This window comes from Massilia sp. UYP32, assembly GCF_050434365.1.
Taxonomy (GTDB): domain Bacteria; phylum Pseudomonadota; class Gammaproteobacteria; order Burkholderiales; family Burkholderiaceae_D; genus Telluria; species Telluria timonae.
The window spans coordinates 24,712-40,006 of sequence record NZ_JBNDIK010000006.1 but is presented as its reverse complement, the minus strand read 5'-3'; the positions used below and the strand labels follow the sequence as shown (position 1 = coordinate 40,006).

The following is a 15,295-nucleotide window of genomic DNA, read 5'->3' as shown; positions in this document are numbered from 1 at the left end:
TGTAATGGCTTCGTCGCGCACGATTGCGGTCGTGGCGTGAGTCAAAAAATTAGCAGCAGGTGTAAGCTAAACGACAACATTTATTTTAAGGAGCACACCATGAAAACCACCTTCGCCCTGTCCGCCATCATGCTGTCCGTCGCCGTCCTGGCCACCGGCTGCAACAAGAACGACAATATGGGCCCAGCGCAAGAAGCCGGCGCCGCTGTCGACAATGCCGGCCGCGCCGTGGCCGAAGAAACCCGTGAAGGCGTGGCCGCTGCCGACGCCGCCGCCGAACGTGCGGGCGACCGCATCGAAGCCGCCGGCGACCGCGCCGAAGCCGCTGCCGAGCGCGCCGGCGACCGCATCGACAACGCCACCGCCGAAGTGCGCCAGGAGTCGCGTGAAGCCGCCGCCGAAGCCAAGGAAGCCGTCAGCGACACCACCGCCGCTGCTGGCCGCAGCGTCGAACGCGCCGGCGAAAAAATGCAGGACGCTTCGAAATAATCGTCCAGCGTCATCGTTTCAGACTAGCCGCGTGGCCGGGTAACCGGCTGCGCGGCTTGTTCTCGTCCGTCCAGGCGATCCGTCTCGCCTGTCTCTGCGTTATCTCCCTCGCGTCCGCGCACGCTGCCTCGCAGCTGCTCTCGCACCGTCTCGACAATGGCGTCGTCCAGGCGCGAATCGCCGAGTCGGCCGGTGGCCGGCTGCTGTCGTTCGCACTGGCAGGCAAACCCAATTTCCTGCTCGTCGACGAAACCGCCGGCGCACCCGACGCCATACCCAATGCGGCGTCCGGCCACGTGCCTTACCAGGGACACGAAGTCTGGATCGGGCCACAAAGTGAGTGGTGGGTGCATCAGGACGTCAATCCGGCGCGCGCCGCCGCGAAGGCGGCCTGGCCTCCGGACCCTTGGCTGAGCCTTGCGAAGTACACGCTGGCGGAAAGCAAGCGCGACGAAATCGTGCTCGACAGCCCGGCCAGTCCCGTGTCCGGCATCCAGCTGCGCAAGCGCTACGCCCTGGTCGCGGACAAGCCGCACAGCCTGCGGCTGGAAGCCGAAGCAACCAACCGCAGCGGCAAACAGGCGGGACGCGACATCTGGTTCAATACGCGCGTGCCGGCGCACACGATGGCCTATGTGCCGGTGGCGGCGCCGGACGATGTCCGGATCGAGCCGGCCGGTGCGTTGCGCTACACGCTCGAAGGCGGCCTGCTGTCGCTGGACCTCCCGGCGCCGGGTGACCCCGCGCGCAAAGGCAAGCTGTTCGTCCAGCCCTCGAGCGGCTGGCTGGCGGCATTCCGCGACGGCCAGCTGCTGGTGATCCAGTTCGCCCACCAGCCGCGCGCCGCGATCCACCCGGCCCAGGGCCAGGTGGAGCTGTACCAGGACATCGACGCCGCAGCCCCGGCCAAGGGCATGCTGGAGCTGGAAGTGCATGCGCCCCATGTCGAACTGGCGCCGGGCCAGGCGATGCGGGCGTCCGAGCTATGGACCATCATCCCTTACGACGGTCCCGCCACCCGCGACGGCCACCTGGAATTCCTGCGCCGGCAAGCGGCGCAGCTCGGAATATCAGGCATCCGGTGAGAACGGCGTCTCGGCCACGCCCTTGACGCCAGGGCGCAGCACCACCACGGCGCCGGCATCCCCGCCCGGGTTGCCGCCGCCTGCGGGGTCGATCGACGTCACCAGCAGCAGGTCGAGATCCGGCCCGCCGAAGGCGCACATCGACGGCTTGGCCATCGGCAGTTCGATCTCGCGATCGAGCCTGCCCGCCGGGGTGTAGCGCTGCACCACGCCGCCATCGTTGGCGCAGGTCCAGTAACAGCCGTCGGCGTCGACCGCGGCGCCATCCGGCCGGCCCTTCTGGCCGTTCAGGTCGAGGAACACCCGTTGGCCATGCGGCAAGCCCGCGTCGACGTCGTAGTCGTAGGCCCAGACCATGCGGCGCAGGGGATGGGAATCGGACAGGTACATCGTCTTCCCGTCCGGCGACCAGGCCAATCCGTTCTGGGTCAGCATGTTCGACACCACCGGCCCGTGCAGGCCGCCACGGCCGGAATAACGATACAGGCCGCCGATCGCGCGCGCGGCGCCCATGTCCATGAACATGGTGCCGCTCCAGAAACGCCCCTGGCGGTCGCAGCGGCCGTCGTTGAAGCGCATGCCCTCACCCAGCTCGCTTGCCGCCGGCGCGGCCAGCCGGCGAGCGCCGACCGAACCATCGTCGTGCAGGTCGAGGTGGAAGATCCCGCTCTCCATCCCGGCCACCAGCCCGCCGCCGCCGCTGGCCGCGATGCAGGCCACCATCTCCGGCGCCAGCCAGCGGCGCAATTCCCCGCTGGCGTGGTCACGCCGCCAGATGCGGCGGGCGGGAATGTCGACCCAGTACCAGGCCTGCTCCCCCGCATGCCACATCGGGCTCTCACCGGTCGCGCAGTGCACGCCGGCGACGATGTCCATTTCCATCGACATCCTTACAGGTCCTTGATTTCACGGTGCTGCGGCACCAGCGCCTTCATCACGCACCAGGCCACCAGATAGGCCAGCGCGCAGATCGAGAACATGATCATGTAACCGGTCGACAGCTGGCCCAGGGCGCCATAATAGTCGAACAGCCAGCCGCCGAGCTTGGTCAGCAGCACGCCGCCCAGGCCGCCGGCCATGCCGCCGATGCCGACCACCGAGCCCACGCTGTGTTTCGGGAACATGTCCGACACCGTCGTGAACAGGTTGGCCGACCAGGCCTGGTGGGCCGAGGCGCCGATGCCGATCAGGATCACCGGAATCCAGAAGCCCAGGTAGCCCAGCGGCTGCGCCAGCAGCACCACCAGCGGGCACAGGGCGATCAGGAGCATGGCGCGCATGCGGCCGTGATAGATGTCGGCGCCGCGGTTCAGGAAGTAGGTCGGCAGCCAGCCGCCGCCGATGCTGCCCACCATCGTCATGCTGTACAGGACCGCCAGCGGCAGGATCATGGCGGTGGCCGACATGCCGTATTGCGCCGACATGTATTTCGGCAGCCAGAACAGGAAGAACCACCACACGCCGTCGGTCAGGAATTTACCGGCGACGAAGGCCCAGGTCTGGCGGTAGCCGAGCAGCTTGAACCACGAGGTCCTGGCGACCCGGGTGTTGTCGATCGCGGCAGGGCTGACTCCGGCGTCGCTGTTGATATAGGCCAGTTCGGCCGCGCCGACGCGCGCCGAACGCTCCGGCACGTCGTACAGCCAGATCCAGGCGCCCATCCAGACGAAGCCGATGGCGCCGATCACGATGAAGGCAGCCTGCCAGCCCCAGAACTCGGCGATCACCGGCACCGTCAGCGGCGCCAGGATGGCGCCGACGTTGGCGCCCGAGTTGAAAATGCCGGTCGCGAACGAGCGCTCGCGCTTGGGGAAGTATTCGGCGGTGGCCTTGATCGCGGCCGGGAAGTTGCCGGCTTCGCCGATGGCGAGCACCGCGCGGCCGATCATGAAGCCGGCGATCGACACCGGCACCACGGCCAGCCCGATGGCGGTGAACACGGTGTTGACCGCCTCGCCGAGCCAGATCGCGTAGGCGTGGGCGACGGCGCCGAGCGACCAGACCACGATGGCCAGCACGTAGGCGCGCTTGGTGCCCATGCGGTCGATCACGCGGCCGGCGAACAGCATCGAGATGGCGTAGACGAACTGGAAGGTGGCCGCGATGTTGGCGTAGTCGGTGTTGGACCAGCCGAATTCGGCGGACAACATCGGCGCCAGCAGGCTGAGGACCTGGCGGTCCAGGTAATTGATGGTGGTGGCGAAGAACAGCAGTGCGCAAATCGTCCAGCGATATTTGCCCACCACCGTCTGTGCCGGTGCGAGGTCGATGACTTGCTGATTCATGGTGATCAGTTCTTTACAAGTTAAGACAGCCGGTGTCTCCCCCGGCTGGTGCTGCGACAGAAACTTACGGCGTTACGCATTCCCTCCAGCTTGCAAGGCGCCGTCCAGCAGGCGCGCGAGACCCAGCGGATTCTCGTCGCGCAACGCTTCCGGCAGCAGGTTGGCGGGCACGTTCTGGTAGCACACCGGCCGCAGGAAGCGGTCGATCGCGCTGGCGCCGACCGAGGTCGTGCGGCTGTCGCTGGTGGCCGGGAACGGGCCGCCGTGGACCATCGCGTGCGACACTTCGACGCCGGTCGGGAAGCCGTTGAACAGCACCCGGCCCGCCTTGCGTTCCAGGATGGTCAAGAGCGCGCCGGCCAGGCCGTGGTCGGCGGCTTGCGCATGGACGGTGGCGGTCAGCTGGCCGTGCAGCGCCTCGGCCGCCCGCAGCAACTGATCGGCGTCCTTGAAGCGCACCAGCACCGCGGCCGGGCCGAACACTTCGTCTTCGAGCGCCGCATTGCCCAGGTAGGTGTCGGCGTCGCACAGGTACAGCGCGGCGCGCGCCGCGCAGCCCGCGCCCTGTTCACTTCCTTGCGCCACCAGCTGCAATCCCTCGACCTGGCCGAACTTCGCCACGCCGCTGTTGTACGCCTCGTGGATGCCGGCGGTGAGCATGGTGCCGGCGCCCTTGCCCGCCAGCGCCTCGCCGGCCGCCTTGACGAAGGCGTCCAGGTCGGCGCCTTCGAGCGCGAACACCAGGCCCGGGTTGGTGCAGAACTGGCCGACGCCAAGCGTCAGCGAATCGACGAAGCCCTGCGCCAGGCCGGCGCCGCCGGCCTGCAGCGCGGCCGGCAGCAGGAACACCGGGTTCACGCTGCTCATTTCGGCGTAGACGGGAATCGGCTCGGCACGGCCGGCGGCGGTGCGCATCAGCGCGGTGCCGCCCTGGCGCGAACCGGTGAAGCCCACCGCCTTGATCGCGGGGTGCGCCACCAGTTGCTGGCCGACGGTGCGGCCATCGCCATACAGCATCGAGAACACGCCTTCCGGCATGCCGGCTTCCCTGGCCGCGCGCTGGACGGCGCGGCCGACCAGTTCCGAGGTGCCCGGGTGGGCGGCGTGGGCCTTGACCACGACCGGGCAGCCGGCCGCCAGCGCGGAGGCCGTGTCGCCACCGGCTACCGAGAACGCCAGCGGGAAGTTGCTGGCGCCGAACACGGCGACCGGGCCGAGGCCGATCTTGCGCAGGCGCAGGTCGGGACGCGGCGGCGCACGGTCCGGCAGCGCGCTATCGATGGTCGCATCCAAGAAGTAACCGTCGCGCACCACCTTGGCGAACAGGCGCAGCTGGTTCACGGTGCGCATCCGCTCGCCTTCCAGGCGCGCCTGCGGCAGGCCGGTCTCGAGCATGGCGCGCTCGATCAGTGCCGGGCCGACGGCCAGGATCTGTTCGGCGATCGCTTCCAGGAAGCGCGCGCGCTGCTCGAGCGGCAAGGCGCGGTAAGGGTCGAAGGCCTGGGCCGCCAGCGCGCAGGCGCGCTCGACGTCGTCGCCGGTCGCCTGGCCGAAGCCCGGCTCCAGGTTGGCGCGGGTGGACGGGTTGAAGCCGAAGGCCTCGCCTGCAGTGCCGCGCACGCACTGCTGGCCAATGATCATTTCACCGAGGATCGTCATGATTACAGCACCCCGTTTTTCTTCAGCAGGTCGAGCAGCATCGCGTCTTCTTCGGCGGTCAGGTCGGTCAGCGGCGGACGCACCGGGCCGGCGCCGTGGCCGACCAGGCGGGCGCCGGCCTTGATGATGCTGACGGCGTAGCCGGCCTTGCGGTTGCGGATCTCGAGGTAAGGCAGGAAGAACTCGTCGATCAGGCGGTTGGTGGTGTCGGTGTCGCCGGCGGCGGTGGCGTGATAGAAGTCCATCGCCAGTTGCGGCACGAAGTTGAACACGGCCGACGAGTAGACCGGGGTGCCCAGGGCCTTGTAGGCGCCGGCATACACTTCGGCGGTCGGCAGGCCGCCCAGGTAGCTGAAGCGGTCGCCCAGCTTGCGCCAGATCGCGACCATCAGTTCGATGTCGCCGTTGCCGTCCTTGAAGCCGATCAGGTTCGGGCAGCGGTCGGCCAGCTTGGCCAGCGAATCCGGGGTCAGGCGGCAGTTGGCGCGGTTGTAGACCACGACGCCGATCTTGACCGAGCGGCACACCGCCTCGACGTGGGCGATCAGGCCGTCCTGGCTGGCTTCGGTCAGGTAGTGCGGCAGCAGCAGCAGGCCTTTGGCGCCCTGGCGCTCGGCTTCCTGGGCGTGCGCGATGGCGGTGCGGGTCGGGCCGCCGCAACCGGCCAGGATCGGCACCACGCCGGCGCAGGTGTCGACCGCGGTCTTGATGATCTGGCCGTACTCCTCGCCGTGCAGCGAGAAGTATTCGCCGGTGCCGCCGGCCGCGAACAGCGCGGTCGCGCCGAACGGCGCCAGCCATTCGAGGCGCGCGGCATAGCCTTTCGGATCGAACTCGCCCTGCGCGTCGAAGTCGGTGATCGGGAAGGACAGCAGGCCGTGCGACAGGACTTGCTTGAGTTCATTTGGTTGCATTGCTCGGGTCTCCGTGGGTCTAGGTGTTGGACGAAAAAGTGCTATGACTCGTATGTCAGAATCAAGTTGTAAGTCATCGTACAACCTAAGTCGGGCGACCGCAAGCAAAATGTGCCGGAAAGATTCAGTTCAGCGATCCCTCCAGGCGGCGCTGCGCCTGCACCAGGCGTTCGCGGCTGTTGGACAGGTGGGTGCGCATCGCCGCGCGCGCCGCTTCCGGATCGCGCCGCTCGATGGCGCGGAAGATATCGTCGTGCTCGCGGCTGACGCGCTCGAGGAAGTCGGCCGGCTTGTCCTGTTCCAGCTTCGGCGTGTCCAGCCGCGCGCGCGGGATGATGGCGTTGCCCAGCTGCTCGAGGATGTCGACGAAATAGCGGTTGCCGGTCGCCTGGGCGATCAAGAGGTGGAAGCGCTTGTCGGCATCCACCGCCGACCTGCCCTCGGCCATCGCCTGCTGCATCTCGAGCAGCGCGCCGGCCAGCTCGTCGACCTGGTCTTCACTGCGCCGGCTCGCTGCCAGGCCCGCCGTCTCGGTCTCGACGCCGATGCGCAGCTCGAGGATGGACAGCACGTCGCGCAGGGTCAGGATGTGCTCGGCGTCGAGTCCGAGCCCGGCCTGCGCCCGCTCGATCACGAAGGTGCCGATGCCGTGCCGGGTCTGCACCAGGCCGGCCGCTTGCAGGTGCGAGATCGCTTCGCGCACCACGGTGCGGCTGACGCCGTGCTGCGTCATCAGCGACGATTCGGTGGGCAGCTTGTCGCCCGGCTTGAGCGCCCCCTGGCGGATGGTGCCGCTGATATGCTCGACCACGCCCTGGGCGAGGCTGCGGTGCTTGCGTTGGGGAAGAGTCATGGTCATTCGATGGATTGGATGGGATGGCGCGATTATACGCGAAGGGTGGGTTGCCACCTATATCAGTTGTCTGACATCCTATCTGCATAGCGCCGTGCACGACCGGCTCGTGGTACAACCACCTTGCGATATTGGTCCGACCAAACTAGAATCGGGTATCAAAAAAAACTGGAGACTCCATGCCGTCGATCCGCCTGCTCCCCCTGCTTACCCTCTTGCTGGCCGGCGCCGCCTGGTCGGCGCCTCCGGCGCACGACCGCGTGATCCTGATCGGCGACTCGACCATGGCCAGCAGCACCGGCTACGGCGATGCGTTGTGCGCCCGCCTCACTCCCGAGACGGCCTGCCTGAACCTGGCGCGCGGCGGGCGCAGCTCGGGCAGCTTCAGGGCCGAAGGCCGCTGGGACGAGGTGACCGGCCTGCTGCGCCAGGGGGCCGGCTACCGCCGCACCTATGTGCTGATCCAGTTCGGCCATAACGACCAGCCGGGCAAACCCGGGCGCTCGACCGACTATGCGACCGAGTTTCCTGCGAATATGACCCGCTACGTCGAGGAAGCGCGCGCACTCGGCGCGGTGCCGGTGCTGGTGACCCCGCTCACGCGCCGCAGCTTCAGGCAGGGCTATGTACAGAACGACCTCGCGCCATGGGCCGGCACGGTGCGCAGGATCGCCGCCGCCACCGGCACGCCGCTGGTCGACCTGAATGCGCTGTCGCTGGCCGCGGTCCAGGCCATGGGGCCGCGGGAAGCGGACAAGCTGGCGCGCGCCGGCGCCAATTTCGACCATACCCACGTCGGCCCGCTGGGCGCGCAGCGCTTCTCCGACATCGTCGCGCGCGAACTCCTGCGGCAAGTGCCAGACCTCGCCCCGGCGTTCGCGCCGGGCGTCCGCACCGCCGCGCGGGGCGCGCAATGAGCGGCGCGCGCGCACTTTCCCCGGCCTTTGCCTCGGCCCTCGCCCTCGCGTTCACCTCGCTGACGCCAGGCGCCGCCTCCGCCGCAGCCCCCATGCCGGGCCCGATCGCCGAGCGCCAGCACGCTCCTGCGGACGGCTGGGCCGCCCAGCAAGGCGGCACCCGCGGCGGCGCCCTCGCCAGCCCGGCCCACGTCTACACGGTGACCGACCGCGCGCAGCTGGTGGCCGCGCTGGAGGCATCGGCGCCGGCGCGCATCGTGCGCGTGGCGGCCACCATCGACATGAGCGAGGGCCGCCCTTTCCGCGACCACGATGAACAAGCCCGGCGCGGCGCGGTGCGCATCCCATCGAACACCACCCTGCTCGGCGTGGCGCCGGGCGCCGGCTTCGTCAACGCCAGCCTGATCGTCGCCGGCGTCGAACAGGTGATCGTGCGCCACCTGGCGATCCGCAATCCCTGCGACGTGGCGCCGCAATGGGATCCGCAAGACGGCGCCAAGGGCAACTGGAACTCCGAATTCGACGGCATCACGGTGCGCGACGCGCGTCACGTCTGGATCGACCATAACAGCTTCACCGACGCGCCCGACACCGACGACCGCGCCCCGGTCGAGAACGGCAAGCGCAAGCAGTGCCACGATGGCGCGCTCGACATCACCCAGGGATCGGACCTGGTCAGCGTCACCTACAACCATTTCGCCCAGCACGAGAAGAACATGCTGATCGGCGCCGGCGACCGCTTCACCGGCGACCGGGGGCGGCTGCGCATCACGCTCAAGGGCAATCTGTTCGAGCACGTCGCCGAACGCGCCCCGCGGGTGCGCTATGGGCAAGTCCACCTGCTGAACAATTACTATGTGGGCGAGCGCGGTCGCGCGGTCTATGGCCACGGCTACAGCATCGGCGTGGCGCATGCCTCGCGCCTGATCTCCGACGCCAATGCCTTCGACGTGGCCGGCGCGAGCGCCTGCAGCCAGCTGGTGCGCGACCCGGCGCACAGCCCCGGCGTCTTCGTCGACACCGGCTCCCTGCTCAATGGCCAGCCGCTGGATGGCTGCCCTCACGGCGGCGAAGCCGGTTGGCGCGTCCCGTATTCGTACACGGCGCTGCCGGCGTTGCAGGTGCCCGCCCACGTGCGCGCCAATGCCGGCCCGCGGCCAGGCGCCAGCGACGCCGCCGGCGCCCTCGTGGAGGCGCGCATCGCGCCGTCGACCGGCGCGCCATTCGTGCTGCGCGCCCGACGCGCCGCCAACGGCGACTGGCAAGGCGCCAGCCTGCAATTGCTCGACGGCGGCAAGACGCTGCAGGTCGAGCTGCTCGCCGCACGCGGCGGCCAGGTGCAGCGCCTGAAGCAGATACGGCGCCGCACCGTGCCGAGCGGCATGCCGCTGGTGCTGGGCTTTGCCGCCGACGCCGGCCAACTGGCGGCGCTGGTCGATGGCGAGCGCGTGACCACCGCGCTGGCCGAGCCGTTGGCGGCCACGCAAGCGCTTGACTGGGAGGCCGGCGCGCACCGGCTGCTCGACCTGCGCGGCGGCCCCGTTGACGCGGTCCCGGCGCGCCTGAGCGCCCAGGTCGCCGAACGGCGCATCCTGCTGCAGGCCGGCGACCCGGCGGCCACCGTACCCATTGGCGGCGCACTCGGCATCGAGGTCGTCAGCGACGATCCGCGCATCGCCACGGCCAACGTCGTCCACGGCGCCGTGCGCGTGACGCCGCTGGCGGCCGGCCGCACCGCGGTGACCGTGCGCAGCGCCGGCGATCCGTGGGCCCAGGCCAGTTTCGCCGTCGTGGTCGGCGAACGCTTCGTCGCGCCGCGCGGCGCCACGAGCGTCGCCACGCACCCACGGGCCGAAGAGCGCGGCGTGCCGCCCGATACGCCGCTGCGCCTGGCCCTGGCGCCTGGCGCCGAACTGACCGGGGAAGGCAGCATCCGGGTGCTGCGCAAGCGCGACGGCCTGCTGGTCGCCGTGGTGCGCCCGGGCGAGACGGTGGCCGCCATCGGCCCCGCGCCGCGCCGGCGCCTGGTGCGCCAGCACGATCTGCGGATCGTCGACGGTGAACTGCGCGCCCGCCTGCCGCAGGCGCTCGAGTACGACACCGAGTACGAGGCGCTGGCCGAGGCGCGCCTGGTGCGCGGCGCGGCGTTCCACGGCGCGCGCTGGCGCTTTCGCACCACGCCGCACCGCCCGGTCGGCGACAGCGTGACGGTGGCCGCCGAGGGACGGTCGCATTTCCGCACCGTGCAGGGCGCGCTCGATTACGCGATGTCGCTGCCGCGCGCGCAAGCGCTCACGGTCAATGTGGCCGACGGCGTCTATCCCGAATTGCTGTACCTGCGCGACAAGGACAACCTCGCCCTGCGCGGCGCCAGCCGCGAGGCGACCGTCATCCGCGCCGCCAACAGCGACACCCTCAACCCCGGCTCCGGCGCCGGGCAGGAAGCAGGCACGCCAGGGCTGCTGGGCGGACGCGCGCTGTTCCTGGCCCAGGACAGCGACCTGCTCGACCTGCGCGACATCGCCCTGCACAACAGCACCCTGCGCACCGACGGCCACTCGCCGCAGGCCGAGACGCTGTTCTTCAGCAGCCGCGACGGCCGCCTGATGGCGCGCAACGCCCACTTCCTGAGCGAGCAGGATACGCTGCAGCTGACCGGTTATGCCTGGTTCCACAAGTCGCTGGTGGAAGGCAACGTCGACTTCATCTGGGGGAACAACCGCGCCGCGCTGTTCGAGGACAGTGAAATCCGCAGCATCGGCGACAGCGCCCGGCCGGACAGCGGCGGCTACATCGTGCAGGCGCGCACGATCGGCGCCGCCGAACCGGGCTTCGTCTTCCTGCGCTCGCGCCTGACCCGCGGCGCCGGGCCGGCCGGCAACCTGCCGGCGGACGGCAGCGCCTACCTGGCGCGCTCGCCCGGCACCGCCAACACCTGGGACAACGTCGCCTTCATCGATTGCAGCGTCGGCCCGCACATCGCCGCCGACGGCTGGCTGCGGCGGCCGGCGCCGAATCCGGCCGCAGGCGGATGGCGCGAATACGGGAACCGTGGACCGGACGGCGAGGCGCGCAGCTACGGCGGCTTCATGCTCGAGCGCGAACAGGCCGCGCACCTGTCGAACCGCGCCGCCGTGTTCGCGGGGCGCGGCTGGAACCCGCAGCCCTAGGCGGCCGGCGCGCGCCACAATATCTGCCCGTCCACTTGCAACATTAACCATACCAAACTAAGATTCGCTAGTTTTGGCGCCCGCTGCCAATAATCCAGGACGAACCGATCGATGAAGAAGACCCCAGCGCTGAATGAACCTAGCACTACCGAGCCGCGGCTGTATCGGGTCGTTTCGGCCAGGATCGAGGAGCTGATCCGCGCCGAGAACATCCGCGCCGGCGAACGCCTGCCGGCCGAGCGCGAGCTGGCGGCCAAGCTCGGGGTCAGCCGCACCTCGCTGCGCGAGGCCCTGATCGCGCTCGAATTGAGCGGCAAGGTCGAAGTGCGCGGCGGCTCGGGAGTTTACGTCAGCGAAGACGTCGCGCCGAAGGCCGACGTGCCGACCGCCGGCCCCGGCCCGTTCGAAGTGCTGGCCGCGCGTCGCCTGATCGAGGTCGAGGTCGCGGCGCTGGCCGCGAAGCACGCCAGCGATTCGGCGATCGACGCCATCCTGGTGGCGGTCGAAGAGATGGAGCAGCACCATGAAGACCGCAGCGGCAACGAATCGGCCGACCGCAACTTCCACCTGGCGATCGCGCGCGCCACCGGCAACAGCGCGATGGTCGGCGTGATCGAATACCTGTGGAGCCAGCGCGGCTCGCTGTGGCACAAGCTGAAGGAACACTTCCAGACCGAGGAACTGCGCCAGCAGACGCTGATCGACCACCGCAACATCTTTGCCGCGATCGCCGCCCACGACGTCGCCGGCGCGCGCCAGGCCATGCGCGCCCACCTCGACCGCGTCACCCGTACCTTCTCGCGCGGCTGACCCGCCCTTCCCCACCCTTACCTGCGCCGCCCTTTCCTGCGCGGCCACTTCCTGCCCCGCGCGCTCCGCGCGGGCCTGCGCTCGCCCATCTCACCCACAAAGGTTAGACCGGATTAAATTTCGGCACGTCCAGATTGCCAAAGTGGTCCGACCAAAGTAGAATTGTTTCCATACCAATCATCGACGACCCGGCGGAACCGGGGCACACATGCGGGCGAGCCGGGGGCACATCCGGACGCATTCGACGACTACAGGCAGGAGACACGCAGTGAACAACCTTCGCACGACCAATCAACCCCGCTTCATCCTTTCAGCCGTCGCGCTCGCCGCGATGACCCTGGCCAACCTCGCCACGGCGCAGGAAGCGCCGATGCAGCGCATCGAGGTGACCGGCTCCTCGATCAAGCGCCTGGCGACCGAGAACGCGCTGCCGCTGACCACCTACAAGGCCGAGGAACTGGTCAACCAGGGCTTGACCACGATGTCCGAAGTCGCGGTGGCCCTGACCGTGGCCGCGACCAACGAACCGGTGGGCGGCGGAGGCGGCGGCACCATGATCAATATGCGCGGCCTGAACACCAACCGCACGCTGGTGCTGCTCAACGGCCGGCGCCTGGCCAACGAGGCGCTGGGCGCGAGCTCGGTCAACGTCGACGTGATCCCGATGGCCGCCATCGAACGGGTCGAAGTGCTGCGCGACGGCGCCTCGGCCCTGTACGGCACCGACGCCATCGCCGGCGTGGTCAACTTCATCACCAAACGCTCGGTCCAGGACGTGACCCTGCATGCCAGCACCGTGCAGCCGCAGGAATCCGGCGGCGGCGACCAGAAGCGCGTGACCATCGTGGCCGGCAAGGGCGACATCGCCAGGGATGGCTGGAACGTCTATACCGCATTCAGCGCCCAGCGCCGCGACTCGCTGCTGCAGCGCGACCGGCCGCAGATCTGGGACGCCGCGAAGCTCGCTTCGCTGGGCGGCACGCCGTTCAATTCGAACACCTCGGGCGGCTCCGCCTCGCCGGCCAACTTCACCATCTATCGCAACGGGCGCTCGGCCAACATCACGGGCAACCCCTATTTCGCGAACGGCTGCGTGGCGCCGGGCCTGGCCCAGACCACGGTGCCGTCGACCCGCACCAATGCCAACGGCGGCAACACCTGCATCACCGATCCGAGCATCTACCCGGAGCTGCTGCCGGAGAACCAGCAGGTCACCCTGTTCACCAAGGCCAGCCTGGCGCACGGCGAAGGCAAGATGCTCACCGTCGAGCTGAACCTGGCGCGCTCGTACATCGATGCCGTCAGCGGTCCCCAGCCCTTCGGCAACAATACCGACTATGACCGCCTGACGGCCTCGCGCCGCCCGCTGATGATGACGTCCGCCAGCAAATGGTATCCGGGCGGCAGCGGCGGCGTGCCGGCGGTGGCTGGCCTCAACGGCGAAGACCTGGCGCTGACCTGGAGCCTGGACGAACTCGGCCCGGTCAAGCTGCACGACGTGCAGACCAACCACCGCCTGGTGATCGCCGACGAGGGCCAGGTCGCGTCCTGGGATTACCGCGTGGGCGCCTCCTACGGCTACAGCCATCGCGACAGCGGCTTCAAGGAAAACTTCGTGCGCACGCCGGCCGTGTATGCGGGCGTCGCCAACGGCATCCTGAACCCCTTTGGCGCGCAGGACGAGGCCGGCCGCGCCTACCTCGAGAGCATCTCGGCCGACGGTGAAGTCTTCCGCAAGGCCGACGTGCGCTACTACGGCCTCGACTTCAACCTGAGCCGCACCCTGATGGACCTGCCGGGCGGCGCCCTGGGACTGGCGGTCGGCGGCGACTGGCACCGCGAGACCTACGAAGAGAACGTGCCGATGATCGGCGACGAGGTGGTATGGCGCGTCAATGGCACGCCGGGCAACAACCCGAGCGGCGCGCGCCGCGTCTCGGGCCTGTACGCCGAACTCGATGCGCCGGTCACGAAAGCGCTCAACCTGAACTTCGCGGTGCGCGGCGACCATTTCAGCGACTTCGGCTCGACCTTCAATCCGAAGGCCAGCTTCCGTTACCAGCCGATGAAGGAACTGATGGTGCGCGGCACCGTCAGCACGGGCTTCCGCGCCCCGACCCTGCCCGAATTGTACGGCGTGCCGCGCAGCCTGCAGCCGTCGACTTCGAGCTGGGACGACCCGCTGCTGTGCCCTGGCCCGACCCCGAACGTGGCCGGCTCCGGCTCTCTTACCACCGATCCGCGCTTCGCCGGCCTGGGCCTGGACGCGGAACGTGTCTGCAACACGCGCCTGACGACGCTGGTCGGCGCCAATCCGGACCTGGAGCCGGAGAAGTCGAAGACCTACACGGTCGGCTTCGTGATCGAACCGGTCAAGAACTTCGTGGCGACCGTCGATTTCTGGAAGATCGACATGAAGCGCACGATCGCCCAGATCAACGAGGACTCGATCTTCGACAACCTGGACCGCTACGGCGACCTGTTCGTGCGTAATCCCGACGGCACGCTGGCGTACATCACGAAGACCCGCCTGAACATGGGCGGCCTGAAGACCCAGGGCGTCGACATCGGCCTGAACTACCTGGTGCCGACCGCGAACTGGGGCCGCTTCGGCTTCTCGATGGACGGCACCTACACCGACCGCTACGAGGGCCAGAACGACGAAGGCAGCCCATGGGTCGACAGCGTCGGCCGCATCGGCGCCCTGTCCACCGGCTCGACCTCGGCCAACACGTATATCTTCAAGTGGAAGCACCAGGCGCGCGTGAACTGGAGCTACGGCCCGTTCTTCGCCCAGTTGACGCAGCAGTACACGTCGAGCTACGAAGACACCAACGCCCTGCCGACCCAGCAACCGGGCCAGCCGTTCTACAACGTGATCGAGCCCTATCGCGTGTACAACCTGTCGACCACCTACAAGGTGTCGAAGAACTTCAAGCTCGGCGCCGGCGTGAACAACCTGTTCGACACCGATCCGCCGCTGTCGAACCAGCGCCTGTCCTCGCGCGTCGTGTTCGCGCAGAACATCGCCAAGCCGATCGGCCGCGCCTTCACGCTGCGCGCCGACTACACGTTCTAAGCCCGTCGTTCTCGCCTGCGCGAAAAGTCGTTAC

General features: G+C 68.9%; 11 protein-coding genes. 6 read left to right on the top strand and 5 right to left on the bottom strand.

Annotated features, from left to right (window positions below; genetic code table 11):
- The first annotated feature begins 99 nt into the window (after window positions 1–99).
- Together ABIB42_RS06120 and ABIB42_RS06115 are read left to right on the top strand one after the other, a co-directional pair.
- On the top strand, window positions 100–489 hold the full coding sequence (locus ABIB42_RS06120; RefSeq protein ID WP_005670599.1) for a hypothetical protein: 390 nt from the start codon (window positions 100–102) through the stop codon (window positions 487–489).
- 56 nt (window positions 490–545) lie between these two features.
- Window positions 546–1,574 carry a DUF4380 domain-containing protein gene (locus tag ABIB42_RS06115; protein ID WP_312485064.1) on the top strand — a complete coding sequence of 343 codons (1,029 nt, stop codon included), beginning with the start codon at window positions 546–548 and terminating at the stop codon, window positions 1,572–1,574.
- Here ABIB42_RS06115 and ABIB42_RS06110 read toward each other — a convergent pair.
- The 5 genes from ABIB42_RS06110 to ABIB42_RS06090 all read right to left on the bottom strand — a co-directional run bounded on the left by ABIB42_RS06110 (window position 1,560) and on the right by ABIB42_RS06090 (window position 7,285).
- Window positions 1,560–2,456: an SMP-30/gluconolactonase/LRE family protein gene (locus ABIB42_RS06110; protein ID WP_429248067.1), complete on the bottom strand. Its 897-nt coding sequence runs from the start codon at window positions 2,454–2,456 to the stop codon at window positions 1,560–1,562. The two genes, ABIB42_RS06115 and ABIB42_RS06110, sit on opposite strands and share 15 nt — an antisense overlap.
- 8 nt (window positions 2,457–2,464) lie before the next feature.
- Complete coding sequence (locus ABIB42_RS06105) at window positions 2,465–3,859, bottom strand: MFS transporter (protein ID WP_429248066.1); 1,395 nt, start codon at window positions 3,857–3,859, stop codon at window positions 2,465–2,467.
- 72 nt (window positions 3,860–3,931) lie between these two features.
- On the bottom strand, window positions 3,932–5,518 hold the full coding sequence (locus ABIB42_RS06100; RefSeq protein WP_429248065.1) for an aldehyde dehydrogenase (NADP(+)): 1,587 nt from the start codon (window positions 5,516–5,518) through the stop codon (window positions 3,932–3,934).
- Window positions 5,519–5,520: 2 nt separating this feature from the next.
- Window positions 5,521–6,432 (bottom strand): 5-dehydro-4-deoxyglucarate dehydratase, encoded by a 912-nt coding sequence (gene kdgD, locus ABIB42_RS06095; protein WP_429248064.1) that lies wholly within the window; start codon window positions 6,430–6,432, stop codon window positions 5,521–5,523.
- Window positions 6,433–6,556: 124 nt separating this feature from the next.
- Window positions 6,557–7,285: a FadR/GntR family transcriptional regulator gene (locus ABIB42_RS06090; RefSeq protein ID WP_273028788.1), complete on the bottom strand. Its 729-nt coding sequence runs from the start codon at window positions 7,283–7,285 to the stop codon at window positions 6,557–6,559.
- 179 nt (window positions 7,286–7,464) lie between these two features.
- Here ABIB42_RS06090 and ABIB42_RS06085 point away from each other — a divergent pair, with 179 nt between their 5' ends.
- The 4 genes from ABIB42_RS06085 (at window position 7,465) to ABIB42_RS06070 (ending at window position 15,261) form a co-directional block, all read left to right on the top strand.
- Entirely contained in the window at window positions 7,465–8,202 is a 738-nt protein-coding gene (locus ABIB42_RS06085) for a rhamnogalacturonan acetylesterase (protein ID WP_184235936.1), read from the top strand.
- On the top strand, window positions 8,199–11,372 hold the full coding sequence (locus ABIB42_RS06080; protein WP_429248063.1) for a pectinesterase family protein: 3,174 nt from the start codon (window positions 8,199–8,201) through the stop codon (window positions 11,370–11,372). Before ABIB42_RS06085 ends, ABIB42_RS06080 begins: the two co-directional genes overlap by 4 nt.
- A gap of 111 nt (window positions 11,373–11,483) precedes the next feature.
- Complete coding sequence (locus tag ABIB42_RS06075; protein WP_005670584.1) at window positions 11,484–12,182, top strand: FadR/GntR family transcriptional regulator; 699 nt, start codon at window positions 11,484–11,486, stop codon at window positions 12,180–12,182.
- A 268-nt stretch (window positions 12,183–12,450) separates the two neighbouring features.
- Window positions 12,451–15,261 (top strand): TonB-dependent receptor plug domain-containing protein, encoded by a 2,811-nt coding sequence (locus ABIB42_RS06070; RefSeq protein WP_429248062.1) that lies wholly within the window; start codon window positions 12,451–12,453, stop codon window positions 15,259–15,261.
- The last annotated feature ends 34 nt before the right edge of the window (window positions 15,262–15,295 follow it).

Excerpts from the sequence above, each read along its gene's own strand:
- ABIB42_RS06120 (WP_005670599.1), top strand. The coding sequence starts at position 100 with ATGAAAACCACCTTCGCCCTGTCCGCCATCATGCTGTCCGTCGCCGTC.
- ABIB42_RS06110 (WP_429248067.1), bottom strand. The coding sequence starts at position 2,456 with ATGGAAATGGACATCGTCGCCGGCGTGCACTGCGCGACCGGTGAGAGC.
- ABIB42_RS06105 (WP_429248066.1), bottom strand. The coding sequence starts at position 3,859 with ATGAATCAGCAAGTCATCGACCTCGCACCGGCACAGACGGTGGTGGGC.
- ABIB42_RS06100 (WP_429248065.1), bottom strand. The coding sequence starts at position 5,518 with ATGACGATCCTCGGTGAAATGATCATTGGCCAGCAGTGCGTGCGCGGC.
- kdgD (WP_429248064.1), bottom strand. The coding sequence starts at position 6,432 with ATGCAACCAAATGAACTCAAGCAAGTCCTGTCGCACGGCCTGCTGTCC.
- ABIB42_RS06090 (WP_273028788.1), bottom strand. The coding sequence starts at position 7,285 with ATGACTCTTCCCCAACGCAAGCACCGCAGCCTCGCCCAGGGCGTGGTC.
- ABIB42_RS06085 (WP_184235936.1), top strand. The coding sequence starts at position 7,465 with ATGCCGTCGATCCGCCTGCTCCCCCTGCTTACCCTCTTGCTGGCCGGC.
- ABIB42_RS06080 (WP_429248063.1), top strand. The coding sequence starts at position 8,199 with ATGAGCGGCGCGCGCGCACTTTCCCCGGCCTTTGCCTCGGCCCTCGCC.
- ABIB42_RS06075 (WP_005670584.1), top strand. The coding sequence starts at position 11,484 with ATGAAGAAGACCCCAGCGCTGAATGAACCTAGCACTACCGAGCCGCGG.